Here is a 24,919-nt window from a genome sequence, read left to right on the forward strand (position 1 = left end):
ATCGATGTTATTGGCATCGAAGGTATTGGTATCGAAGGTATCAGCGTCGCCTGACTCTGCAGACGCCTCTGACGGCATATCCATTTGCGAGAACTGAGCAAACAAATCATCAATATCTGCATTATCAACCGCTATGTCATCCGCGTTATCCGACAACTCAGGCGAGGCGGCTTGCTCTTCAGACCGGCTCAGGTTTTCTGTATCTGGCACATCCTCTTCCGAAGCTTCCAGATCAAATGCTTCTGACAATAGCTCATCCATCTCAGCTTGATTGATGGCCCCCTCTTTCTCCAAGGGTTCATCCAAGCTTGGTTCTTCGAAACTAATATCGGCAAACAAGTCATCGAGTTCTTGCTGGGAAACAGGGTCTGCGTCATCTTCATCTAGGTTAAGATTCAGATCCTCAAGATCATCAGCTGGAACGGCAACATCATTAAGTGCTCGTTCCATTTCCTCTAGCCCTAGAGCCTTCTCACCATCTTTAACGCTGATACCGTTATTACTGCTATCTAGGTCAACAAAGCCGATATCAAGTTCACCATCATCACCAATACTGGCGAACGGATCTTCCTCATCGTCAAGGTTGAAGTCCAATTCACCTTCATTTAAGTCGCCAAAAATATCGTCTTCGACTGGATCACTGCTTTCTGGCGCAGTGTTGTCCACATCGTTATTACTTTCAAAATCACCAAACAATTCATCAGAGAATAGATCGTCGTCTTGTGATTCCGCGACAGCCGCACCTGCACCGGCTATTGCGATATTAGATGTGTCGTTCGTCGACTGAGCTTGAGCTTCTTCCTCAGGGTCTTTTCGCTTTCGTGTGCGCATGAAGAGCATCACTAATAAGCCAACGAGCGCCGCCGGCAAAATAGCCAGTAAACCAACAATCCACGGGTTCGCAAGCCATGTGTCCATTGTGGTTGGGGCCAAACGTTGCATTTCGTCTTGTTTGCGTTTTTCTTCCAATAACTGACGTTCTACTTCACTACGAATACGCCCTTCATTATTGACCTCATCTTTCAGCGTATCCACCTGCTGCTGAACTTCAGAAAGCATCAATCGCAACTGGTGGTTGCGTGCTTCCAACGAAACCAGCTCACCTTCAGAACGTGTTAACTCTTTTTGTAGCGTACTCGTCAGGTTGGCTTCGACGGTACCGGTTGATGCCGGTTTGTCGGCCTCCTTACTATCGATAATTGATTCGCTGGTCGAAGGGGACGCTTCTGAAACGGGCTTCAACTCTTTTTTCTCTGGTTTGGTTACCTGAGGAGGGGTAGATGAAGGTGTGACCTTAACTGGCTTCGCAACTTCTGGTTTAGTAACTTCTGGTTTAGTAACTTCTGGCTTAGCAACTTGTGGCTTCGCCGTTACCGCAGAATTGAGCCTTTGTTGATGCGCCGCTAACACCGACAACGCTTCTTGACGATCAACCTGATTTATCTGCACTGGCGACGGAACACGTAGGCGGTTGCCTGGCATCAGCTTATGGATATTCTTATCTTCGAAAACACCCGGATTAAGCTCATAAAAAGCATAAATAGTTTGCTGTACCGTTGCGCCAGCAGGTTTAAACTTTGACGCAATAGACCACAAGGTTTCGGACTTGGCTGTTGGGCCGTAATAGCGAGAAGGTTGCTCGTTCAATTGAACCACCGCTGGGCGCACTGGTTCTGAATATTGTGGGGCGTCCAACAATTCACCATTCGGGCCAGAAAGGCGAATAGTATCAGCGCTGAAAGATGAAGGAGTTGTCGCTCCAACTAGTGCTAAGGCCACTAGTAGACGCTTTAAAAAATGATGCATGGAAGGCTCAGCTGTCTGCGATTGTAAATACAAAACTTATCTCTGTACTATATCGGATATTTCTCTCAAAACTATAGGTTCTCTGGGAAAAAACACGAATCAAGCATGATAATCGCATCAAGTTCACACCATAAGATACAACAAAGGCCTCACTAGGAGGCCTTTGATTAAAAACAACACAAATTTTAGAAGTAATCTCGAATCAGTACTTCCGCAATTTGAACCGCATTCGTTGCGGCTCCTTTACGGACGTTATCAGCGACTACCCACATGTTAAGACCACTGTGGTGGCTAATATCGTTACGAATACGACCGACCATTACATGGTCTTTCCCACCCGCATCTCGAACCGGTGTCGGCATTTCTTGGCCATGGAAAACCTCAATACCGTCGGTTTGCTCAAGTAAACGCGACGCCTCTTCTGCGTCGATCGGCGTGCTAGTCTCAATATGTAGCGACTCCGCATGACCATAAAATACTGGGACTCGCACACATGTGGCATTGACCATAATGCTTGGGTCATTGAATATTTTTTGCGTTTCCCACACCATTTTCATTTCTTCTTTGGTGTAGCCGTTATCCATAAACTGGTCAATTTGTGGAATACAGTTAAATGCAATCTGTTGAGTGAAAGCACTGTTTTCTGCTGGTCGGCCATTTAATAATGCCGCCGTTTGACCCGCTAACTCGTCAATACCGGCTTTACCTGCGCCCGACACGGATTGATAGGTCGACACATTAATACGCTCAATACCCACCGCATCGTGAATCGGCTTTAACGCAACCAACATTTGAATAGTTGAGCAATTAGGGTTAGCAATAATATTACGGTTACGGAATTCAGCAATCGCCTCAGGGTTCACCTCAGGAACGACAAGCGGCACATCAAAGTCATAACGGAAATGTGAAGAATTATCGATAACAACAACACCTTCTTCTGCTGCAATCGGTGCCCATTTTTCGGATTGTTCGCCACCTGCAGAAAAGAGTGCGATATGAACCTGTGACCAATCAAACTCTTCCACATTTTCAACTTGGACGCTTTTACCGTTAATACGATAGATTTTTCCTTCGCTGCGTTCGCTCGCTAAAAGGTAAACATCGCCCATAGGAAACTTACGCTCTTGCAGCACTTCGACCATAGCTTCACCTACAGCACCTGTTGCTCCGAATACAGCGATATTAAATTGTTGGCTCATTGGTTTACCTCTATTTGAAACCCTAACTGTGCCAAAGGTGCCAAATTACAATTAGCATCACCCTTGACTCGGACAGCGCCATATTCGCGTCTGTCCCAATAATGTTTACGCATATTATCAAAACCGTTGTCGTTGTGGATCTCACGACGAAAAACGGCGTCATCCTTACGAACGTCGTAGATAATCTGCGTTAAGTTATGAAGCACCGCTTCATTCCACTCTCTACTGAGGGAGACTTCTGGAATCGGCGCTACTGGTAATAATGCATCTGGATTGGCGCGAGCATCTAATTTCATAAACTCACAAAAACGATTAAAAATCATCGTCGTTCCGCGTGCTTTCCCTTCTAGACCATAGCCTGCGATATGAGGGGTCGCAAACGTTAGCAAAGGTAGTAACTCAAAATCAACCTTTGGCTCGAATTCAAAGACATCGAGAACCGCGGTAAACCCATCATTTTTTTGCAAACGACGTTTGAGCGCTTGATTATCGACCACCGGTCCACGCGCCGCATTGATCAGTATTTGATCACCGCGAAACTGATTGAGCCGCTGTTCATTAATCAGGTGATGCGTAGGAAATGGCCCGTCTTTCGTAATAGGCGTGTGCGTTGTCACCACATCAGCCTGCTCAAGCAAAGTATCTAGGTCAGTAAAAGTGCGAGTGTCCCCTTCTTGTTGCTTGATAGGGTCATTAATTAATACACGTACGCCGATACCTTCGAGACATTGTTGAAGATAACTGCCTACTTGGCCACAACCAACAATACCCACCGTCTTATCAAAGATAGAGAAACCTTGTTGCTGGCCAATCACCATTAAGCTGCTCATGACGTATTCCGCCACTCCAACTTTGTTGCAGCCAGGAGCCGCCGTGAAAAAGATATTCTTTTCGCTTAGCAGGGCTTGGTCGACATGGTCCATACCCGCTGTTGCGGTGCCAACAAACTTCAGTCGATTCGCTTTCTCAAGCAACGTCGCATTCACTTTGGTGATCGAGCGGATCATTAGTGCGTCAACATCAATCAAATCGTCCGCTGTGAGCTCACGCCCAGGCATCGCTACAACGTCACCAAGCTGTTGAAATAATTCAACAGCATAAGGCATCGCCTCATCGACAATAATCTTCATTACTTAGTTCCTGATGGGTACCTTTTCTAATAGGGGTGAATTGTGCAAGATAAACGTCAAGGTGTCGAGAAAGGTTTCACCGAAGAAAACGTGCGGCTCACCTATTAGGTACAAGCAGCATTCGGTGATGCGACTATCTACACCTTACTTATGTTGCTAGAGAAGTACCTGCTGAGTGGACTTCTGGATAGTTTTCTTTTGTACAAAGAAAAATGCCCGTCCTAAAAAGGCCGGGCAATATCCAGAACAAAAGGATTTCGACCCGCTCTCCAGGGAGTCAAAACTTGCGTCTGCGACTGAGGTTAGTCAGTCAGCTCTGGAAACTTCTAAACTGAGCATCCAGATACCGAAGCTAGAAGCTAGAAGCTAGAAGCTAGAAGCTAGAAACTAGAAACTAAGCTTGGTATTTTTTAATCACTAAGGTTGCATTCGTGCCGCCAAAACCAAAGCTGTTTGACATCACTGTATTCAACTCTTGTTCGCGAGTTTCAGTCACAATGTCTAGGCCTTCAGCAGCGTCATCGAGAGTATCGACGTTGATGCTTGGGGCAATAAAGCTATGGTTAAGCATCAGCATTGAATAAATCGCTTCGTGCACACCAGCAGCGCCAAGCGCATGACCCGTCATGGCTTTTGTTGCTGAAATCGCAGGGCTGTTACCGGCAAACACTTCTTGAATCGCGCCAAGCTCTTTAACATCACCGACCGGTGTAGACGTACCGTGAGTATTCACGTAATCAACACCATCGACGTCTTGCATCGCCATCTTCATACAACGCACTGCGCCTTCACCTGATGGAGCGACCATGTCGTAGCCATCCGATGTTGCACCGTAACCGACGACTTCACCGTAGATCGTTGCGCCGCGAGCCAATGCATGCTCAAGCTCCTCAACAACAACCATACCGCCGCCACCAGAGATAACAAAACCATCACGGTTTGCATCGTAGGTACGTGATGCCTTCGTTGGGTCATCGTTGTACTTAGTAGACAAAGCGCCCATGGCGTCAAACATCATCGTTTGTGTCCAATCCAGCTCTTCACCGCCACCAGCAAAGACGACGTCTTGTTTGCCAAGTTGAATCAGCTCCATCGCATGACCAATACAGTGTGCTGATGTCGCACATGCTGAGCTCATGGTGTAGTTAACGCCACGGATCTTGAATGGCGTAGCCAGACAAGCTGAAACCGTTGAAGACATCGTACGAGGTACCATGTAAGGGCCAACGCGCTTAACGCCTTTCTCACGAATCGTATCAACTGCGATCGTTTGGTTAAGTGCAGAAGCACCACCAGAACCCGCAACTATACCAGTGCGATCATTTGAAACCTGTTCATCTGACAATCCAGAATCGGCAATAGCCTGCTCCATTGAAAGATACGCGTACGCCGCCGCATCACCCATAAAACGCATTTTCTTACGGTCAATGTGCTCAGCAGGTTTAATTTTCAGATCGCCCCAAACTTGAGAACGCAGGCCCATTTCTTTAAACTGCTCAGAGGCGTTAATACCAGAACGGCCTGCTTTTAGAGACGCTAAAACTTCTTCAACGTTGTTACCGATGCTCGAAACAATACCCATACCGGTAATTACGACTCGTTTCATGTGACATTCCTATAAATTTCAAAACTGCTAAATAATAACGAAGTTACGGGATAAAAGTGGTCAGCTTTCCCATAAATTCGTACAATTCACATCAATTACTGCAACTGATGCCCCATAACTGTAGTTGTGATAACGACTATACAATGGGTATAACACAAGTTAAGTGTCAATATTATGACTTCTATCACTCACGCTCAACTCGATTGGAACGAAGCTGGTACACCCGTTTCTGACCAATTTGACGACGTTTACTTCTCTAACGTAAACGGACTCGAAGAAACACGCTATGTTTTTTTGGAAAAAAACGGCCTTCCTCAACGCTGGCACGACATAGAAGATCGACGCTTTGTCATTGCCGAAACAGGTTTTGGTACTGGGTTGAACTTTCTTGCTGCTTGGCAACAGTTTGAGGCATTTCGCCTACAGCATCCCGATGCCGCACTAAAAGAACTGCATTTTATTAGCTTTGAAAAATACCCGCTCACCAAAGTAGATCTCGCAAAAGCACACAAAGCTTGGCCTGAACTAGAGACATTTGCCAAACAGCTGCAAGCGCACTATCCCATAGCCGTGCCTGAATGTCATCGAATAGTCCTCGCTGACGGTATGATTACCTTGGACCTTTGGTTTGGTGACATTAAAGATTGCATGCCATTAGTGCCAACACCGGAACAAGGTGTGGTCGATTGCTGGTTTTTAGACGGCTTCGCGCCAAGCAAAAATCCAGAAATGTGGAACCAAACCCTGTTTAACGGCATGGTCAAACTCGCGAAGCAAGACGCAACCTGCGCAACGTTTACTGCTGCAGGGTTTGTACGTCGCGGTCTCAATGAGGCTGGTTTCAGTATGAAGAAGGTAAAAGGGTTTGGCACCAAGCGAGAGATGATTGCAGGTAAACTTGAACACAAACAGCCTTACAGCAACTTTGACCCATTTTATCAACGCACGACACCAGAAAAAATTGGCAACATTGCTATTATCGGCGGAGGTATTGCCAGCGCCAGCCTAATCACGGCCCTCTCAAGACGCGGTATCGCCTCAACCCTATTTTGTAAAGACGCTCAAGCGGCTGAAGGGGCATCAGGAAACCGTCAAGGCGCAGTGTATCCGCTCCTCAATGGTGAACACAAAGGGGTATCGAGAGTCTTCGCGCCATCTTTCTTGTATGCAAGGCAATTTGCGGAACAAGCCAGCGCATTATTTCCATTTGATCATGATTGGTGCGGCGTCACGCAACTGATGTGGGATGAGAAATCTGACATCAAACTCAACAAAATGCTCAAGGGGCAGTTTCCTAGGCCACTTGTTCATGGGTTATGTGCGCACGAAACCAGCCAAACATTAGGCTTGGCGTCTCCATTTTCGAGCGTTAGCTACCCGCTAGGAGGATGGTTATGTCCCGCGCAGCTCACACAAGGTCTCATAAACCAAGCAGAAGAAAATCAATTACTCAATTGTCACTTCTCCACCAATGTGACTGCGGTTAAACCATTAGCCAATCATCAATGGTCAATTGAAACCGCCCCAACAGCGTCGGCAGAAGCGCATTCGAAATCCGTCAGTCACCAAGAACAAAATCATGCCGTGTTTGACCTTGTTATCATTGCTAATGGCCATGAGTTTGCGCAATTAGAGCAAACTCAGCACTTACATCTGTCAGCTGTGAAAGGACAAGTCAGTCATATTCCCACTACGAGTTCACTGTCACAACTGAAAACCGTATTGTGCTATGACGGCTATTTAACGCCCAGTAATCCTGCAACCAATACCCACTGCATTGGTGCGAGTTACGATAAAGATAACGTCAATCACGATTTTGATGCCAATGCTCAGTTTGACAACCAAGATAAAATAAAACGCTGCCTTCCCGATACGGCTTGGGTTAACGACATTGATACCTCATGCAATCAAGCACGCCAAGGCGTAAGAAGCGTCAGTCGTGACCACTTACCATTCGTCGGGCAAGTCACGGATTTTGAGGCCCTTGAAACACTACACGGTCACTCACCCAAGACAATAAAAGCCGTGCCTGAACATCACAATTTGTTTTGCATGTTAGGACTAGGCTCTCGCGGTTTAAGCTCTGCACCTCTTGTCGCCGAGATGTTGATCTCACAGATCTGTGGCGATCCACTTCCGCTCCCGGTTGATTTGTTATCCGGCATGCACCCAAGTCGAACCTGGATTCGTCGAATAAAAAAATCACGACCTTTGTTTGGATAACGAGTCACCAATTATCATTTAAATCAGGCTCCATTTACTCTCAAATAAGGAGGCGAAAGCCTAACGCCTCCTTCATTACTTCATGTACCCATGACTATATTCATTCTAAGTCGTCCACTGTCCCTTTGTTTGTTTGCTTAACCGCTGTCTCCGGTGTCCTGTCTTACATTTGAGCCGGATCTCTCCGGTTTCAGCACTCTTACAATAGAGATTACGTGTTAGAACTGAGACAAGCCGTGAACCACAAAGGATACTTAACTGCTTGCATAGACACTATTGCGAACAGCTCCCATACTGCAAGAAAGCATAAGGAGAGCAGCATGAAATGGACGCAACAATTCTTCATATATTGCTTGCTATGGACCGCGACAGTGGATGCAGATGTGAACCCAGCGTCGAACTCGACACCCTATGTCCTGTTTGTTAACCCCGGATACGAAGAAGACAGTTTTTGGTATAACGTGATCAATTACGCACAAGCGGCAGCGACGGACCTCAATATCAATCTTGAGGTCGTTCATGGAAACCGTAGCCCACTCCTTGCTCAACAACGCCTGAGTCAAAAAATATCTCAAGGGGCCACGCCGGACTACATAATCTTAGTCAATGAAGCTCAAACGGGAAGGAAGCTACTTGAATCGTTGACTGATGTTTCCTCACACGCTTTGTTTGTCGTCAACAATCTTAATCCAACCGATTTAGTTGAGGTGCAATTGGAGCCTCACTGGCAACAACACTTGTTACCCGGTGTGTTTGCAAATAATTTTCGTATTGGCTACCTCACCGCTAAAGCCCTTTACGACAAGGGGGAGCAACGCGGTGGTGATGTATTGCTATTTTCTAGCGACACCACGCCTGCCTCAACGATGAGAGAAGCGGGAGCGGTCTCTTTTTTCACACAAATTGATGGCCTAAACGTTGTCCAGCACACTTACGCTAAATGGGACGAAAACACAGCTTATGGCGAAGCAAAACGACTCTTATCGTTGCACCCTAATATTCGCTATGTATGGACAGCGAATGATCAAATGGCTTTTGGCATCCAGCGAGCATTAGGAGAGAGAGAAGAAACAATCGCCGATCGAGATGATGTGTTAATCAGCACCATCAATACCTCTGAAAAAGTGCTCAGTCAGCTAAAAGAAGGTCAAATAGCGGTATTGGGCGGCGGTGATTTTACCGCTCTTGGGCTAGCACTCATTAAGATACATCATCACAGAAATGGCGTTGAGTGGCCACAGCGCACAAGATTCACTCTCTTTAATTTGATAGATGAACCCTCAGCTTTGTATACCGATTTATATGAGAAGCGATGGGCAGACATCGACTTTAAAGGCATCGACCTCAACAATAACCCTGTAAATCCTTTCATTCAGATTGCAATTGATCAATAAAAATGCGCTTTTTTGTAAACATTTATTGGCAAATGGCGTGAAATGGTAAACATGACCGTTATTTAATGGCATGATCGCCGCCGCGATATTTTATCGCTACCCTGACAAGACGAGTCGAAGCAAGCTCCATATTGCTTGGCTCTATTTTTTACCCTTCACATTTTGGTTTTCTATGAAATTTGCTTTTTTGCTCTTTAGTTTACTGTTTGCTTCACTGCAACCCAGTTTTGCCTCAACGGATACCGTGCCGGTAGGGCTAAGACCATGTTGCGCCTTTGGAACAGGCCTAAAAGCAGAACTCGGCAGCGTCCCTGTGCCTTTTTTCTCGATCAACAACGTCCTTGATATCGAAGACATCGATGCCCACGAGTTTAATGACGGCTCCTCGAGTGTCGTCGGCAGTTTATTCGGCGCATCAAAAGAATCGAACGGTCTGATTTTTTCTAACAAGGGCGGATTTATCGATACCGCGCACGTTCGTGACACTGCTGATTTCACCTTCTATCTCTATCACTCAATAAAAAACCGCGATAGCGATACACTGTCTATTGAATTAACCGAAGAGCTTCGCGAGCGTCGTATTGAACTGAGCAAGTTGGATCAATTAGATTCCAAAAAACACGAAGAAGCCAAACTGGCCGCATTATTGGCCTTTCGTTTAGCGCAGTGGCACGAGATTGCTCAATGGTACGGGCTCGTTTCAGTTGGGGGGTTCAAAGAATATCCCTCTGCGTTTTCCCCAGAAGATTTGTACTCCAACATGCTGGGCGCGCATATTGCTTTAGAGATGATAAAAATCAATCCGAACATCACACAGAAGAAATTTGTCATTCTTTTTCCTCAGTACTTTCGTAAACATTTGAAACGACTTGATGCTCAAGACAAAGACACCACCATTGACCGCTTTAAGGCGATTGATGGTATCTGGTGGGACAGTAGCAAACGCCTACCTGACAAATGGGTGGTGAAAACACGTGATTATCATTTCAGTCTTGATTTAGTCCCGAACGGCGTGAGTGACGGTACGCCATCTTCACTCAGTGAGTATGCGCACTTAGAAGAATTCGGACAGTTTCAATTGGTAAAAGCTGACAACATCAAATCGTTTGATATACTGCCCGACGCTTTGAAATCAAAAGAAATATGGACGTTCGAGGATTTTCAAACGCTCGCTAACATCGCCAAAGCCGAAGATGATAAGCACACTAACAATCGCAATGACGCATTATCAATGAAGTTGAATTAACGCTATGACTGACATGCAAAAAAATACCGGTATCAAACGTATACTTCTCGCTACTAAATACTCTTGGTTTGGGTTGATGGCGGCTTGGAAACACGAAGCAGCGTTTCGACAAGAAATGGTCGGTCTTTTAGCGGCAGTAGCAATAGCCTTTGTACTTGATATCACTCTCATTGAAAAAGCGGCACTCATTGGCAGCGTACTCTTTGTCATTACGGTGGAGTTGATGAATTCAGCGGTTGAAGCGGTTGTGGACAGAATTGGCTTGGATCGCCATGAGTTGTCTGGTCGAGCCAAAGATCTAGGCTCTGCTGCCGTATTTGTTGCTATTGGATTCGCCCTACTCATTTGGGCCAGTGTATTGTGGACTCACTTTGTACGATAAAAACGGCAACAAAACACGTAAGTCACTCTGTATTGAATCGTGCTTCTAATATGAAAAAGGTCTGCTCATAGTGAGTAGACCTTTTTTGAATGGATGTGGTGGAAAGCGATGCGCAACAATGATTATTCGAACCAAATATTCATATCAACAGGCGACATTAAATAACTCGGAAGCACCGTTCAATCAACCTCACCACCTACGATTTCTGACGCTTGGCAACGAGTGTAAATTTGTAATCACTCGATTTAAAATAATTCCGGCTGTATTCAAAGACCGTATCATCATGTAGGTGACCACGCGTTCGCTTCTCTATGATAGGTTCGCCTAGCTCAATACCCAACAAATCAGCAATATCTTTCGGTGGAAGAACTGGAATAATTTCTTGCTCACTCCGATCAATCACCAAGCCTTTCTTATTTTCTATGAAATCATACTTAGAAGCCTGCATCACTTGGTAGGTCAGATCTGGGAACATCTCGGTCGGCATCCAGGTTTCTTCCACTGTGATAGGGTTTTCATCCAGAAAACGAACACGTTTAATGTAAAAAACTTGGTCACCCTCAGACAAATTTAAATGCTCTGCCATCGTTAACGACGCAGACTGAACCTCAAATGCCAATACATCACTATGTGTCACGCCTTCTAGATGCGCCCATTTCTCTGCAAAACTGCTTTGTTGATAAATATCGTAGTTCACTTTACTTTCTTTCACGTACGTTCCGCTGCCCTGCACGCTTTCTAACTCTTCGTTTTCTACCAATAATTTCAATGCTTGCCTAACGGTGACACGACTGACAGAAAATTCTTCGCGCAACTGGGCTTCTGTTGGCAAAGCTTCACCAACTTTGTATTCTCCAATACTAATTTTTTCTCGAATAGCATCGGCTATTTTTCGATACATTGGCAAACGAGCCATTTTAACCTCTTCAAAATAATACACAGGAGCGCAGCATAGCCTGCGCGGCTTTAATTCCGAGGAAATAATCAACCACCTGGATTCTCGGTCGTCTCTTTGTGTGCTGAACTACACTTACTCACTAAGGTACCCTCATAACCTACATGATACGAGTTGTCTTATGTATGACAAGTATTTGTTTGCACCAAATTAAAATTAAACAATACAAATAATACAACATTAATACATATATTAACTCAAATTCGATCTTGATCACGGAATATTTGTATCTAAAAGGTATTATTCAATCATTGTTGAATGACACAGCAATATTGGAATGTGACAACGGGACAAAGATTATGAATTTGACATCTCTTACCAACCCATCGCTAATCAACCTACAAACGACGTTTACGAGTCGTGATGAGGCGATAAAAGCACTTGCCGAACAACTAAATCAACAAGGCAAACTGCATAATAAAGACGAATATTTACGTGCTGTATTTGCACGAGAAGATGAAGGACCAACGGCTCTTGGAGAAGGACTTGCCGTCCCTCATGGCAAGACAGATGCCGTCAAAGAAGCCGCCTTTGCGATGGCTACTTTGAAAGAGGATCTAAAGTGGAAAGGTTTAGACGAAGACGAGGATGTAAACCTCATCTTCCTTATTGCTATTCCAAATGCCGAAGCCGGCTCTACTCACATGCAGCTCCTCACAGAATTAACCACTACCCTAGTGGATGATGATGTCCGTGAGGCGGTGCTCAATGCTACAACTATAGAACAAATTTACACGCAGCTTAGTCGAGAAGAAACCAAGCCTGAGAGCACCAGCACCACTGCGGCAGACGCACCGACAATTGTGTGTGTAACAGCCTGTCCAGCGGGTATTGCTCACACTTACATGGCCGCTGAGTACCTAGAAAAAACCGGTAAAAAACTTGGCTTTAACGTCCACGTTGAAAAACAAGGGGCGAATGGTATTGAGGATCGCCTGACAGCCGATCAACTAAACAACGCCACCGCCGTCGTATTTGCCGCAGAAGTGGCCATCAAGGAAGTCGAGCGCTTCAACGGTATTCCGCGCATTGAAGTGCCGGTCGCCGAACCCATTAAGCATGCAGAACGCATTCTAAACGATGCAATCGACGCGGGAAAAAACAGCACCGGGGTCGGTCGTACATTGGCCACCGAAGACAAGCCGAAACGATTGCCGCTCAAAACCGAGCTCAAGCAAGCGCTTCTATCTGGTATTTCTTACGCCGTACCCTTGATTGTTGCTGGGGGCACCGTTCTCGCAGTCGCCGTTCTTATTGCCCAAATTTTCGACTTGCAAGATCTGTATGCGACCGATGGGTCGTGGTTGTGGATGTATCGCAAACTAGGTGGTGGCTTACTTGGTACACTCATGGTGCCTGTATTAGCGGCCTACACCGCTTATTCGCTTGCTGACAAACCGGCCTTGGGTCCTGGTTTCGCCGCTGGTATTGCCGCTAACTTAATTGGCGCAGGATTCCTTGGTGGCGTAGTCGGCGGCTTACTTGCTGGTTACATCATGCGTTGGGTGAAAGAAAACATCCGCTTGAGTCCTTCATTCAACGGCTTCCTAACGTTTTACTTGTACCCAGTTATTGGCACGTTAGTCGTCGGTTCATTGATGCTATTCGTTATTGGCAAGCCGGTCGCTTGGTTAAACCAAGGGCTTACTGATTGGCTCAACGGCATGTCAGGAACGAATGCACTGCTGCTCGGTGCTGTGATTGGCCTATTTGTCTCCTTTGACCTTGGCGGTCCAGTCAACAAAGCCGCTTATGCGTTCTGTCTTGGGGCGATGGCTAACGGTGTTTACGGCCCTTACGCCATCTTTGGTTCAGTGAAAATGGTCTCCGCGTTTACGGTTACCGCCTCAACCATGATTGCGCCTCGCCTATTTAAAGACTTTGAGATTGAAGTCGGCAAGTCCACCTGGCTGTTAGGTCTCGCTGGGATCACTGAGGGTGCCATCCCAATGGCAATAGAAGATCCTATCCGTGTTATTGGTTCCTTCTTACTTGGCTCTGTTGTCACAGGGGCAATGATTGGCGCCGCAGGTGTAGGCTTATCGACTCCTGGTGCTGGTATCTTCTCAATATTCCTACTCCACGATGCTGGACTCGGTTCTTTCACCGCTGCCGCAATCTGGTTTGGTGCTGCACTTGTCGGTACCGCCATTTCAACTATCACGCTGCTAGCATGGAGATCCCATGCCATAAAAAAGGGCAAATTTGACGCCCAGGTAGCGACTCAGAACTAACCATTAGGAAATGGAAGGGCGCAGCAGAGCTGTGGCCCTTTCGAAATATCTGCTCTCCCAATTTAAAACTAATTTCGTTACTGCTCAACAAGCTATAGGTACACAATAATGACTACATCACGCGTTCATATCACTCCACACATGCACTGGGATCGTGAATGGTATTTCACTACAGAAGAATCTCGAATTCTATTGGTGAACAACATGGATGAAATCATGCAGCGTCTGGAAAATGACCCTGACTATAAATACTACGTTTTAGACGGTCAAACAGCAGTACTGGAAGACTATTTTGCCATTAAACCAGAGAACAAAGAGCGCGTAAAAGCACTGGTTCAAGCCGGAAAACTCATTGTCGGCCCTTGGTACTCGCAAACAGACACTATGCAAGTGGCGGGAGAGTCCATTGTACGAAACATGCTTTACGGTATTCGTGATTGCCTTGAACTCGGTGAACCAATGAAGATTGGTTACCTGCCGGATTCATTCTCAATGAGCTCACAACTACCGATGATCTATAACGGCTTTGACATCGATACCGCGATGTTCTGGCGTGGCTGTTCGGAGCGTCATGGCACCAACAAAACTGAGTTCTTATGGCAATCCAATGACGGCTCTGAAGTGGCTACACAGGTACTCCCTCTCGGGTACGCGATTGGTAAATACCTTCCTCAAGACGAAGAAGGCCTGCGCGCTCGCCTAGATAAATACTTCCCTGTATTAGAAAAACCGTCAGTGACAAAGGATATTTTGTTACCAAACGGCCATGACCAAATGCCAATCCAAAATGACATTTTTGAGGTCATGGATAAGCTTCGTGAAATCTACCCAGAGCGTGAGTTCCTAATGAGCCGCTTCGAAGAGGTATTTGATCGCATTAAGGAAGAACGCGACCAACTTGATACCATCAAAGGCGAATTCAATGACGGCAAATACATGCGCGTCCACCGTACTATTTCTTCGACGCGCATGGACATCAAGCTTATTCATGCTCAAGTTGAGAACAAAATTGTTAATATTCTAGAGCCACTCGCGTCAATCGCTTGGACATTAGGGTTTGAGTATCATCATGGGTTGATCGAAAAAATGTGGAAGGAGAGCATGAAGAACCATGCCCACGATTCCATCGGTTGTTGTTGCTCAGACAAGGTTCACGCTGAGATCTTGAACCGCTATATCCTAGCTGACGATATGGCGTCAAACCTTATTCATTTCTACAAGCGCAAGATTGTTGATCACATGCCTGCCCGTGAGGGTTGCGACAAACTGGCATTGTTTAACTTGTCGCCTTACGAGCGTGAAGAAGTCATCAATACCACGATTACCATTCGTGCCAGCGAATTCAGCCTATTTGATGAAAATGGCATCCAAGTCGAGTACTTTATTCAAGACCAACGAGTGATTGATCCGGGTAAAATTGACCGTCAGATCGTTCATTATGGTAATTACGACCCGTTCATCGAATACGACATTCAGATCAAATACGTAGTGCCAGCGATGGGGTACACCACGCTGCATATTCAAGGTAATGAAAAAGGCAAAACCAAGGTTGCAGTACAAAAAGATTACTTACTTGAAAATGAATATTACCGAATCAATGTCAACGATAACGGTACATTAACCATCTTCGATAAAGAAACCTTGATGACATACGATCAAGCACTTCGTGTTGAAGAGGGCTCTGACGACGGTGATGAATATGATTACTCACCTTCTCGCCAAGAATGGTTGCTGTATTCTGATGAATTCAAAGCCCAGACCCACATCACTCATGAAGGTTATCAATCTGTCGCCAGCATCAAGCTAACAATGAATGTGCCCGCAAACCTTCAAGAACGTGAAGCACGCAGCGGTCAAAACGGGTTTGTCGGTATCGACTGTCAGGTCGTATTAAAACAAGGCTCTCGTCGCATCGAGGTGCGCATGGAAGTGGACAACCAAGCCGACGATCATCGTATTCGCGTACTAATTCCAACACCGTTTGTCTCTGAAAGCGTTGTGGCCGATAACCAATTTGGTCTCATTACCCGCCCAACCAATGATCCGGCGATGGACGTGTGGGAACAAGAAGGCTGGAAAGAAGCCCCTGTTCCTGTGTACCAGTTGATGAACGTCGCGGCGGTAGAAAACGACAAAGGTGGGCTTGCGATCATGACTGGTGGCTTGCGTGAATTTGAAGTCATCTCCAGTAAGGGTGACGAGGCGCGTGACACCTTCGCATTAACCTTATTACGTGGCGTGGGTGTGCTCGGTAAAGAAGAGCTCTTATTGCGTCCAGGGCGACCATCAGGGATCAAGATCCCAACACCAGAGTCTCAGACTCGTGGCAAGCTGGTATGTGAATTTAGTCTCTTTGGCTTTGAAGGCAATCACATTGATGCCAACATCATGGCTGAAGCCCGTGATAACGTTACGCCTATCGAGTGCTATAACAAAATTCCATACAACGCGATGAAACTAAACGTTGGCACTCAAGATAAGCCACTGACATTCTCGCTATTAAATACGGCGAAACAAGGTGCCGTGCTCAGTGTTTTGAAGAAAGCTGAAGATACCGATGCGCTCATTCTAAGAATGTACAACCCTAGTGAAAATGACGAGATAAGCGATACCGTATCGTTCACTCAACCGGTAGCATCATGGCTAGAGACTAATTTGGCTGAAGAAGTACGCACGACTGACGTCGAAAGCGAATCAGTGGGCATACTAAAAGCCTGCCAAGCGAAAACGTTCCAAGTGAAGCTATGCTCCAATTAAGATTTTCTTCGTTAATTTGAGTCGCCATAAGAAATCCGTTCAGTGTATGCTGCTCGGATTTCTTACCTGGCAACAACATGTACACCCAAAAAAGTGAACGGTAAAATGTCTTTGTTTAAGTTAGATAATGTTATTCAAAATTACGCATGGGGTAGCAAGGAATCCATTACTAATCTCTTTGGTATTCCTAACCCAAAATCAGAACCTCAAGCCGAGATTTGGATGGGTATTCACCCAAGTGGTTGTTCCAAAATAGCCGCAACTCAGCAACCACTCTCCGAGTTAATCGCGCAAAACCCTACCCGCTTATTGGGCGACTATACTGAAAATCGATTCGGCGATTTACCCTATTTGTTTAAGGTATTAGCCGCCGAAACACCGCTCTCTATTCAAGTGCACCCAAGTAAACATAAAGCAGAGATCGGCTTTGCTCGCGAGAGCGCGCAGGGTATTGCCATGACTGCCGCCAATCGAAACTACAAAGATCCTAACCATAAACCCGAATTGGTTTATGCGCTTACCCTGTATAAAGCGATGAATGGATTTCGCCCAATCAAGCATATCATTGCTCTGTTTAATGAAATCAATATCGAGTCACTCTCCTCAGAGTTAGCCGCATTAACAGACAACCAAAATAACGAAGGATTGCAACAGTTCTTCTCTGCCATTATGTCACTCAACGGTGCCCGAAAAGATGCCGCTCTCAACGAGCTTTATTTAGCATATAATCGCTCATCTGCAACGGCAATGGCACGTGAAGCGCTCTTGTACAGCGCCGACTTCAAACAACATTATCCGGACGATATTGGGTTATTGGCCCCATTAATGCTCAATACTATTGAACTCTCTCCCGGCCAAGCCATGTTCTTGCATGCAGAAACCCCTCATGCTTACGTCAAGGGAACGGGATTAGAGATTATGGCGAACTCTGACAATGTGCTGAGGGCGGGTTTAACGCCGAAATACATTGATGTCCCTGAGCTTATCGATAACACCCGATTCACCTCGATGGACCCAGATACAATAAAACTTGAACCAATACTCAAGGACGGAAAACTCAGCTATCCGATCCCTGTCGATGACTTTGGATTTGATATTTTGAACGCTACAGAAAACCGCGATATACAATACGTGCGTAGCGCTGAGATTATCTTTTGTGTGGCCGGTGACGCGACTATTTCCTCCGCAGACCAATGCATATCACTCACTGCAGGCGAGGCTATTTTTATTGGCAATGATACCGGTAGCTACGACTATCAAGGTAATGGAGTATTGGCGAGAGCGTACAATTAATCACAAGATGCCTTATCGTTTTATTCATCCAAAATGATGAACGACACCCTAACTGTTTTTCTGATATAAAAAGGCTTGACCCTCCCCCTAGGTCAGGCCTTAGTTTTATCTCATGCTTATTCAACGATGGTCAATCTAATGGGATGCTGTAATCAATCGCCAAAAGGCGGAACCACACAAATCGGAAAACTAATAAAACTCGTTGCCGTGCTTTTTGTCATCATTTTTTCATTAGCCTTGTTGTTTCCAAATTAATACGCTCACCATGGCGATTCATCGCCTAGCCTCGAACAAAAAATTGCCATTCTCAATTCGAGCCAATTCCATTAAAGTGGCTCAATATGCCGACGACCAATGGATTATGTGTGAACCTACGACAACTTGAAGTCTTTTACGCCATCATGAAAGCAGGCACCGTGTCCGGAGCAGCCAAGAATCTGCATGTGTCGCAACCTAACGTCACACGAGTGCTCGCGCACACAGAGCAGCAATTGGGATTCACGCTATTTGAGCGAGTAAAAGGCCGATTAGTCGCCACTCCAGAAGCGAATACGTTACTGCCCAAGGTCGAGAGCATCTACGGCCAGCTTGATCAATTTCGGGCGCTAACGAACAAGCTTAAGAAAGGCCAACAACATATTCGTGTCGGTGCCCCTCCCGTGTTAGCCAGCCACTTTCTGGCTCCACTTGTCGCCAATTTTTATCAATTACACCAGTGTTCCGTTGAGCTTGTCACAGGCAACCGAAATGAGTTATGTGACGGATTACTCAATAATGAACTCGATATTGCCGTGACATTTGGCCAAGACACACCCGCCGGTATCTCTCACCAATTACTGATTGATACGTCGATGCAAGCGCTCATACCTCTGCCTTGTCATGACCTAATTCCGACCGAACACGCTCCGGTTCCAGAGGTCGCGCTAGAAGCTCTGTTGCAACACCCCCTAACCGTCATCGCATTAGATAGACGCGACCCATTGGGGCAAAAACTGACCTACGCGATTGAGCAAATCGCCCCTAGCTTCAGCCCCTCCCTGACCGTAAGAAGTTACGCTGCAGGCGCTGAGCTTGCCAAACTTGGTGCTGGCATTGCAATCGTCGACCCATGGACGGCTGCGCAATACGCTAACCATGGCGCATTACAACTTGCCAACCTACACCCAGCGGTTAATTGCTCAGTGTCACTGTTAACCAGTGATGTGCATCCACAGTCAATTACCGCGAAACAGTTTTTAAGCGCACTACACCGCCACACTTAGCTTTACCCCAATTGCGGTCAGTCAATACGACGCGCTTTCGTTTTAGCACTCATCGATGATGCTCACCGCCTTTGGGATAACATTCACGACAAAGGCTCATAACGTAACGTTATAGGCAGCATACAACTGAGTATTCGCGCTCATCCCTTCTAAGCCCTATCGTAATGACAACGCCATAGTAGCTTTAACAAAAGGGACACCATGAATATCTCTCAACCCTATTTACTTTTCCTCGGTGATGTCACCGATCCTCTCTCCGCGAAAACGGCCCGTGGCATTGTGAAATGGCGCCCTGATGTCTGCCTTGGTCAACTACGGCTAACCGATAAGACCGTCTCTTTAGGTCTAACGAATCTTTCGCTCATTCAAGCCAAGGAGCTCGGTGCAAAAACTCTTGTCATCGGAACGGCAAATGCCGGCGGTTTTATCCCACGAAGCTGGGTCGAGACCCTCATTAGCGCCGCCAACCTCGGCTTTGATATTGCCTCTGGCATGCATCAAAAATTGAATGATATCCCAGAGCTTGCGGCGCTGGCTGAGCAAGGCGTGACTCAATTATTTGACGTTCGCCATTACGACGAACGCCTGAACGTCGGTACGGGTAAAAAACGTCAAGGTAAGCGCCTACTTACCGTTGGGACAGACTGCTCCGTAGGAAAAATGTTCAGTGCGCTTGCCATCGAAAAAGCACTCAATAACAAAGGTATCGACAGTCAATTTAAAGCCACGGGGCAGACTGGTATTCTTATTGAAGGAACAGGGATTTCCGTGGATGCGGTAGTGGCTGACTTTATTTCGGGTGCTGTCGAGGCCATTAGTCCTAGCTTTTCAGACCATCAGTGGGACATCATCGAAGGACAAGGCTCACTGTTTAACCCCTCATATGCCGGCGTGAGCTTAGGGCTCATTCACGGCGCACAACCCGATGCCTTGGTCCTTTGCCATGAAATCGGGCGTGAGCATATCCGCCACCTTCCCCACGCCCCACTTCCGACCATAGAGCAGACTATTGATGCCAACCTTTTAGCGGCCAGTGTGACCAATTCCAAGGTTCAATTTGCAGGGATTTGTTTAAATACCTCACGACTCGATGAACCTACAGCAAAGCAACTGTGTTTAACATGGCAAGAACAATTTAACCTTCCCGTGACAGACCCAGTGCGATTTGGGGTAGATACTATTGTAGAGCACCTGTCTTCGTTATGAACTCGCCACGTATGAACTCGCCGCGTATGAGTTCACCACGTAAGAAGGTCTCCCGATTGTATAAGCACGACGCTATGAGGGCACTATTAATTATAAGGGCGCTATGAATATTGAAAGCCGTCACCACTCGATTAAGCTGGCTAAGCCATTCACCATTTCCCGAGGGACGCGCACACATTGTGAAGTGGTACGCGTAACCATTCGCTATCAACAACATGTTGCCATAGGTGAATGCACACCCTATCCCCGCTACGGTGAATCCGTAGAGTCTGTGATGGAACAAATTCAGCAATTCAGCCAAGCCATTCATTCGCTTACACCTCACGAAGCTCGCTTAGCACTTCAACAGTGTCCGGCCGGCGCCGCACGAAATGCTATCGATTGCGCCTTATGGTCGCTGGAGGCCAAAGAGAAAGGACACGTTTTTCCATCGCCCTACTTTGCTATTAAGCCCAGCATCGAGACGGCAATGACGGTTTCCGTTGGCGATAAAGCAACAATGATTGAACAAACCCAGCAATACGTTAAAGAAGGCGCAACGCTGCTCAAGGTCAAACTAGACGGCACCGATGTCATTGAAAAGATGACCGCTATCCGTCACGCCGCCCCACAAGCTCGAATCATTATCGACGCCAATGAAGCATGGCAAGATTTGCCACTTGAGACTTTGTTCGATGAGCTCGCGACCCTCGATATCACTATGATAGAACAGCCTGTACCCAGCGGTAGAGATGAACTACTGAAAGGCATTGATCACCCAATCCCATTATGCGCCGATGAAAGCTGCCATACGCGAGCGGAATTGGACTCGCTAATAGGGTGCTATGAGATGATTAATATTAAGTTAGATAAAACAGGCGGGTTAACGGAGGCGCTTGCCCTAGAAGCCAAAGCACGCTCGCTAGGGCTGAATATTATGGCAGGGTGCATGTTAGGTTCATCGCTAGCGATGAAAGCTGCCCTTCCAATTGCGACCAATGCCGAAATCGTCGACCTTGACGGCCCAGTGCTGCTTGGCAGCGACGTTGAAAATGGGCTCAGTTATCAAAATGGTACCGTCATACTGTAATGTTTTACTGCGTTAGTAACAATCGAGCCATAGAGTATAACTCCATGGCTCGATTCATTATTGATTAACCTGGTGTGGCTTGGTTATGTCTTCGAATCACCACTCGCAAACGTAACAACATCAGCGTTGCTGCGACGGTCAACCCTGTGAGTATGCCTACCCAAAATCCTTCCTCTCCCATTGCAGGAACCACGTAATCGGTCATGCCAAAGACTACGCCAATAGGTAGCGCTAATCCCCAATACGACGCAATGGCTAAGAACATTGGTACCTTGGTATCTTTGTAACCACGCAAAGCGCCGTTTGCTGACGTTTGTAAGGCATCGCTAAACTGATACATCGCCGTAAACACCAAGAGTGTCGCCGCCGTCGCGCTGATAGCAGGATCGGTAGTGTAGAGCCGAATAATGACGTCAGGGAAAAGCAAGAACATCGCCACCGATAACAATGACATTAAGCCAGCGACCACAATACCCATTTGGCTTCGCTCCAGTGCGCTTTGGTTATCTTTCGCTCCTAAAGCGTGACCCACTCGGATCGTAATACCAAAAGAGATACTCATCGGGATAACATACGTCATGCTCGAGATATTCAACGCGATCTGAGCCGCCGCAACGTTTTCTGCCCCGATACGAGCAATCAGCAAAGCAATCACGGCAAAAATACTGCCGCATACGGCGATATTCATCCCAATGGGCAGGCCAAGCCTCAAGAGATGGCTGATCTCTTTCATTCTTGGTTTCGCGTCATTGAAACGAATCATACTTTTAAAGTGATGATGTCCCTTGATGTAGGAATACAATAGCGCGGACATCAACCAATATACTAAGCTTGTTGCCCAACCACAGCCGACCGCGCCCATTTCAGGAAAGCCAAACTTGCCATAGATAAGCACATAGTTCACTGGAATATTTACCAGCAAGCCTAATACCGAAATAATCATTGGAGCCTTGGTATTGTTCATCCCTTCACAAAAACCATTTAGGGTATAAAACAAGGCGATACCCGGCACACCAAACGCCAAAGCAAAGGCATAGTCACTGGCTATAGGGATAATCTCAGAGGCAACACCAATCCATTCTAGAATCGGTTTTGCACTCAGCAGATACGCAATTAGCAAGAGGCTTGAGATAAACGCTAACCAAAGCATCTGAATGAATTCGACAGAGATGCTGTCAAAATCACGCGCACCGCGGTGAAAAGCCACCACTGGCGTCAACGCCATAATAATGCCACGCAATAGCAGCAATACAGGGATCCATAGGCTAGTGCCAAGTGCAATCGCAGCAAGATCAGCAGGACTGACTTGTCCGGCCATAGTGGTATCAACAAACCCCATTGCTTGGGTCGCGAGTTGAGTGAGTATGATTGGCGTTGACAATGTCATTAACGCACCGGATTCACGGGTAAAACGGGGTAAAAAAGGACGAGCTTTAGTGTGCATGGGGGTTCAAACACCAATAGAAATACACCAATAATGGCGGGATGGCAGTGTGCATTTTTAGGGTGTGCCCTTGGGGCGGCGACAATATAAACGTCATTATTCTCAATTTCAAGCCGCCATTAACTCAGAATTGTATTGATGTTCGACACGAAAGCACGCAAAATAGCGCGCCTTGCCCTATCTTTGGGTATAAGGGCTCTCAAAAATACCTCTATGTTCAACGTATTAATATTGAGTTCCCACTCTCCTACCCCACTTATTGAGTACCACTATGAGTTTTGAATCCTTAGGATTATCTGTTCCACTTCTTCGCGCTATCGACGAGCTTGGTTACACCAAGGCATCGCCAATTCAAGAAAAAGCAATCCCGGCCATTATCGAAGGCAAGGATGTGATGGCGGCTGCCCAGACTGGAACAGGCAAAACTGCAGGATTCACTTTACCGCTACTTGAAAAGTTAAGCTCGGGCCAAAAAGCCAAAAGTAATCATGTTCGTGCATTGATCCTAACCCCTACCCGTGAGCTTGCGGCTCAGGTCCACGACAGTGTCGTCAAATATGGTGCTCACCTACCATTGACATCAAATGTTGTGTTTGGCGGCGTTAAGGTCAACCCGCAAATGCAAAAGCTTCGTAAGGGTTGCGATGTCCTTGTTGCGACCCCTGGTCGATTGCTTGATCTCTATAGCCAAAATGCCGTTAAGTTTTCGCAGCTTGAGGTATTGGTCTTAGACGAAGCCGATCGCATGTTAGACATGGGCTTTTTCCGCGACATCAAAAAGATCTTAGATCTGTTGCCAAAAGAACGTCAAAATCTGTTGTTTTCTGCCACATTTTCACCAGAGATTCGTTCCCTAGCAAAAGGCTTGGTGCATAATCCGGTTGAGATTTCCGTCAACCCGCCAAACTCAACCACCAAATTGGTTGAGCAAAGCATTTACGTTGCCGACAAAAACCAGAAGTCAGCCATCCTTGCTAAGCTCATTGAACAAGGTAATTGGAAACAGGTGCTTGTGTTTAGTAAGACTAAACACGGTGCTAACCGTCTTGCTCGCTTTTTAGAAGGCAAGAATATCTCTGCGATGGCCATTCACGGTAATAAGAGCCAAGGTGCACGAACCAAAGCTCTTGAGCACTTTAAAACCGGTCAAATCCGAGTGTTGGTTGCGACCGATATTGCCGCTCGTGGTTTAGACATTCCTCAGCTGCCACAAGTAGTCAACTTTGAGTTGCCACACGTTTCTGAAGACTATGTACACCGTATCGGTCGTACTGGTCGTGCTGGTGAAACGGGCAAAGCCTATTCACTGGTTTGTGCCGATGAAGCAAAAGAGTTGTTCGCCATTGAAAGGCTGATCGGCGAAGTACTGACGCGAAATGAAATCGAAGGTCACAAGCCTGTGCATCCACTGCCAGCATCAAAGCTAGGTGGACGTGCCCCGCAAGTGAAAAAACCGAAGAAACCAAAAACTGGTCATTCAGATGGTCAGCGCACCACAAGCAGCAATCAAAAAACGAAGCAGCGCCAGTTTGCTAAGTCAGATTCTGCGAGCAAAGAAGGCGGCAACGCCAATGCGCGCTCAGGAAATAGTGCAAGAAGACGTCGTCCAAAACCGGCCAACAATGCGCCAAAATCCCAATAACGGATGAAGTCCCTGCCTAATCAATAAAGTAGGTAGGGACAATTAAGCACCAACAATAGAAAAGGACCATT

17 protein-coding genes are annotated in these 24,919 nt (G+C 46.4%); 11 read left to right on the forward strand and 6 right to left on the reverse strand.

Annotated elements, in window-relative coordinates; genetic code table 11:
• The 4 genes from AB4405_RS09735 to fabB form a co-directional block, all read right to left on the reverse strand.
• The coding region (locus AB4405_RS09735; RefSeq protein WP_372060591.1) for a FimV/HubP family polar landmark protein at positions 1–1,806 on the reverse strand (1,806 nt) is incomplete at its 3' end.
• 185 nt (positions 1,807–1,991) lie between these two features.
• Positions 1,992–3,005 carry an aspartate-semialdehyde dehydrogenase gene (locus tag AB4405_RS09740; protein WP_372060592.1) on the reverse strand — a complete coding sequence of 338 codons (1,014 nt, stop codon included), beginning with the start codon at positions 3,003–3,005 and terminating at the stop codon, positions 1,992–1,994.
• The gene (locus AB4405_RS09745) at positions 3,002–4,135 is read right to left on the reverse strand and encodes a 4-phosphoerythronate dehydrogenase (RefSeq protein ID WP_372060593.1); all 1,134 of its coding nucleotides are present in this window, start codon (positions 4,133–4,135) and stop codon (positions 3,002–3,004) included. Before AB4405_RS09745 ends, AB4405_RS09740 begins: the two co-directional genes overlap by 4 nt.
• A 394-nt stretch (positions 4,136–4,529) precedes the next feature.
• The gene (gene fabB / locus AB4405_RS09750; RefSeq protein WP_372060594.1) at positions 4,530–5,741 is read right to left on the reverse strand and encodes a beta-ketoacyl-ACP synthase I; all 1,212 of its coding nucleotides are present in this window, start codon (positions 5,739–5,741) and stop codon (positions 4,530–4,532) included.
• Between the two features lie 174 nt (positions 5,742–5,915).
• Here fabB and mnmC point away from each other — a divergent pair, with 174 nt between their 5' ends.
• The 4 genes from mnmC (at position 5,916) to AB4405_RS09770 (ending at position 10,986) form a co-directional block, all read left to right on the forward strand.
• Positions 5,916–7,964, forward strand: coding sequence for a bifunctional tRNA (5-methylaminomethyl-2-thiouridine)(34)-methyltransferase MnmD/FAD-dependent 5-carboxymethylaminomethyl-2-thiouridine(34) oxidoreductase MnmC (mnmC, locus tag AB4405_RS09755; RefSeq protein ID WP_372060595.1), 2,049 nt, complete (start codon positions 5,916–5,918; stop codon positions 7,962–7,964).
• A 320-nt stretch (positions 7,965–8,284) separates the two neighbouring features.
• Complete coding sequence (locus AB4405_RS09760) at positions 8,285–9,358, forward strand: ABC transporter substrate-binding protein (protein ID WP_372060596.1); 1,074 nt, start codon at positions 8,285–8,287, stop codon at positions 9,356–9,358.
• Between the two features lie 172 nt (positions 9,359–9,530).
• A complete protein-coding gene (locus AB4405_RS09765) occupies positions 9,531–10,604 on the forward strand; it encodes a DUF4056 domain-containing protein (RefSeq protein WP_372060597.1) in 1,074 nt (357 codons plus the stop codon).
• A 4-nt stretch (positions 10,605–10,608) separates the two neighbouring features.
• Positions 10,609–10,986 (forward strand): diacylglycerol kinase, encoded by a 378-nt coding sequence (locus AB4405_RS09770; RefSeq protein ID WP_372060598.1) that lies wholly within the window; start codon positions 10,609–10,611, stop codon positions 10,984–10,986.
• Between the two features lie 196 nt (positions 10,987–11,182).
• Here AB4405_RS09770 and AB4405_RS09775 read toward each other — a convergent pair whose 3' ends face one another.
• A complete protein-coding gene (locus AB4405_RS09775; protein ID WP_198593107.1) occupies positions 11,183–11,902 on the reverse strand; it encodes a GntR family transcriptional regulator in 720 nt (239 codons plus the stop codon).
• Positions 11,903–12,240: 338 nt separating this feature from the next.
• Between AB4405_RS09775 and mngA the strand changes: the two genes are divergently transcribed.
• The 6 genes from mngA to dgcA all read left to right on the forward strand — a co-directional run bounded on the left by mngA (position 12,241) and on the right by dgcA (position 21,762).
• Positions 12,241–14,175, forward strand: coding sequence for a PTS 2-O-a-mannosyl-D-glycerate transporter subunit IIABC (gene mngA / locus AB4405_RS09780; RefSeq protein WP_372060599.1), 1,935 nt, complete (start codon positions 12,241–12,243; stop codon positions 14,173–14,175).
• Positions 14,176–14,283: 108 nt separating this feature from the next.
• Complete coding sequence (gene mngB, locus AB4405_RS09785) at positions 14,284–16,932, forward strand: mannosylglycerate hydrolase (protein WP_372060600.1); 2,649 nt, start codon at positions 14,284–14,286, stop codon at positions 16,930–16,932.
• A gap of 105 nt (positions 16,933–17,037) precedes the next feature.
• Positions 17,038–18,225, forward strand: coding sequence for a mannose-6-phosphate isomerase, class I (gene manA / locus AB4405_RS09790; RefSeq protein WP_372060601.1), 1,188 nt, complete (start codon positions 17,038–17,040; stop codon positions 18,223–18,225).
• A 365-nt stretch (positions 18,226–18,590) separates the two neighbouring features.
• Positions 18,591–19,487: a LysR family transcriptional regulator gene (locus AB4405_RS09795; RefSeq protein ID WP_372060699.1), complete on the forward strand. Its 897-nt coding sequence runs from the start codon at positions 18,591–18,593 to the stop codon at positions 19,485–19,487.
• Between the two features lie 201 nt (positions 19,488–19,688).
• Positions 19,689–20,693: an N-acetyltransferase DgcN gene (dgcN, locus tag AB4405_RS09800; RefSeq protein WP_372060602.1), complete on the forward strand. Its 1,005-nt coding sequence runs from the start codon at positions 19,689–19,691 to the stop codon at positions 20,691–20,693.
• 103 nt (positions 20,694–20,796) lie between these two features.
• Positions 20,797–21,762 (forward strand): N-acetyl-D-Glu racemase DgcA, encoded by a 966-nt coding sequence (dgcA, locus tag AB4405_RS09805; protein ID WP_372060603.1) that lies wholly within the window; start codon positions 20,797–20,799, stop codon positions 21,760–21,762.
• Between the two features lie 64 nt (positions 21,763–21,826).
• Here the strand turns inward: dgcA and AB4405_RS09810 are convergent, their stop codons facing one another.
• Entirely contained in the window at positions 21,827–23,206 is a 1,380-nt protein-coding gene (locus AB4405_RS09810) for an MATE family efflux transporter (protein ID WP_372060604.1), read from the reverse strand.
• Positions 23,207–23,477: 271 nt separating this feature from the next.
• Here AB4405_RS09810 and AB4405_RS09815 point away from each other — a divergent pair, with 271 nt between their 5' ends.
• Positions 23,478–24,848, forward strand: a complete 1,371-nt coding sequence (locus AB4405_RS09815) for a DEAD/DEAH box helicase (protein WP_372060605.1) — start codon at positions 23,478–23,480, stop codon at positions 24,846–24,848.
• Positions 24,849–24,919 lie beyond the last annotated feature (71 nt).

This window comes from Vibrio sp. 10N.261.51.F12, assembly GCF_041471725.1.
GTDB lineage: Bacteria > Pseudomonadota > Gammaproteobacteria > Enterobacterales > Vibrionaceae > Vibrio.

Excerpts from the sequence above, each read along its gene's own strand:
- AB4405_RS09740 (WP_372060592.1), bottom strand. The coding sequence starts at position 3,005 with ATGAGCCAACAATTTAATATCGCTGTATTCGGAGCAACAGGTGCTGTA.
- AB4405_RS09745 (WP_372060593.1), bottom strand. The coding sequence starts at position 4,135 with ATGAAGATTATTGTCGATGAGGCGATGCCTTATGCTGTTGAATTATTT.
- fabB (WP_372060594.1), bottom strand. The coding sequence starts at position 5,741 with ATGAAACGAGTCGTAATTACCGGTATGGGTATTGTTTCGAGCATCGGT.
- mnmC (WP_372060595.1), top strand. The coding sequence starts at position 5,916 with ATGACTTCTATCACTCACGCTCAACTCGATTGGAACGAAGCTGGTACA.
- AB4405_RS09760 (WP_372060596.1), top strand. The coding sequence starts at position 8,285 with ATGAAATGGACGCAACAATTCTTCATATATTGCTTGCTATGGACCGCG.
- AB4405_RS09765 (WP_372060597.1), top strand. The coding sequence starts at position 9,531 with ATGAAATTTGCTTTTTTGCTCTTTAGTTTACTGTTTGCTTCACTGCAA.
- AB4405_RS09770 (WP_372060598.1), top strand. The coding sequence starts at position 10,609 with ATGACTGACATGCAAAAAAATACCGGTATCAAACGTATACTTCTCGCT.
- AB4405_RS09775 (WP_198593107.1), bottom strand. The coding sequence starts at position 11,902 with ATGGCTCGTTTGCCAATGTATCGAAAAATAGCCGATGCTATTCGAGAA.
- mngA (WP_372060599.1), top strand. The coding sequence starts at position 12,241 with ATGAATTTGACATCTCTTACCAACCCATCGCTAATCAACCTACAAACG.
- mngB (WP_372060600.1), top strand. The coding sequence starts at position 14,284 with ATGACTACATCACGCGTTCATATCACTCCACACATGCACTGGGATCGT.
- manA (WP_372060601.1), top strand. The coding sequence starts at position 17,038 with ATGTCTTTGTTTAAGTTAGATAATGTTATTCAAAATTACGCATGGGGT.
- dgcN (WP_372060602.1), top strand. The coding sequence starts at position 19,689 with ATGAATATCTCTCAACCCTATTTACTTTTCCTCGGTGATGTCACCGAT.
- dgcA (WP_372060603.1), top strand. The coding sequence starts at position 20,797 with ATGAATATTGAAAGCCGTCACCACTCGATTAAGCTGGCTAAGCCATTC.
- AB4405_RS09810 (WP_372060604.1), bottom strand. The coding sequence starts at position 23,206 with ATGCACACTAAAGCTCGTCCTTTTTTACCCCGTTTTACCCGTGAATCC.
- AB4405_RS09815 (WP_372060605.1), top strand. The coding sequence starts at position 23,478 with ATGAGTTTTGAATCCTTAGGATTATCTGTTCCACTTCTTCGCGCTATC.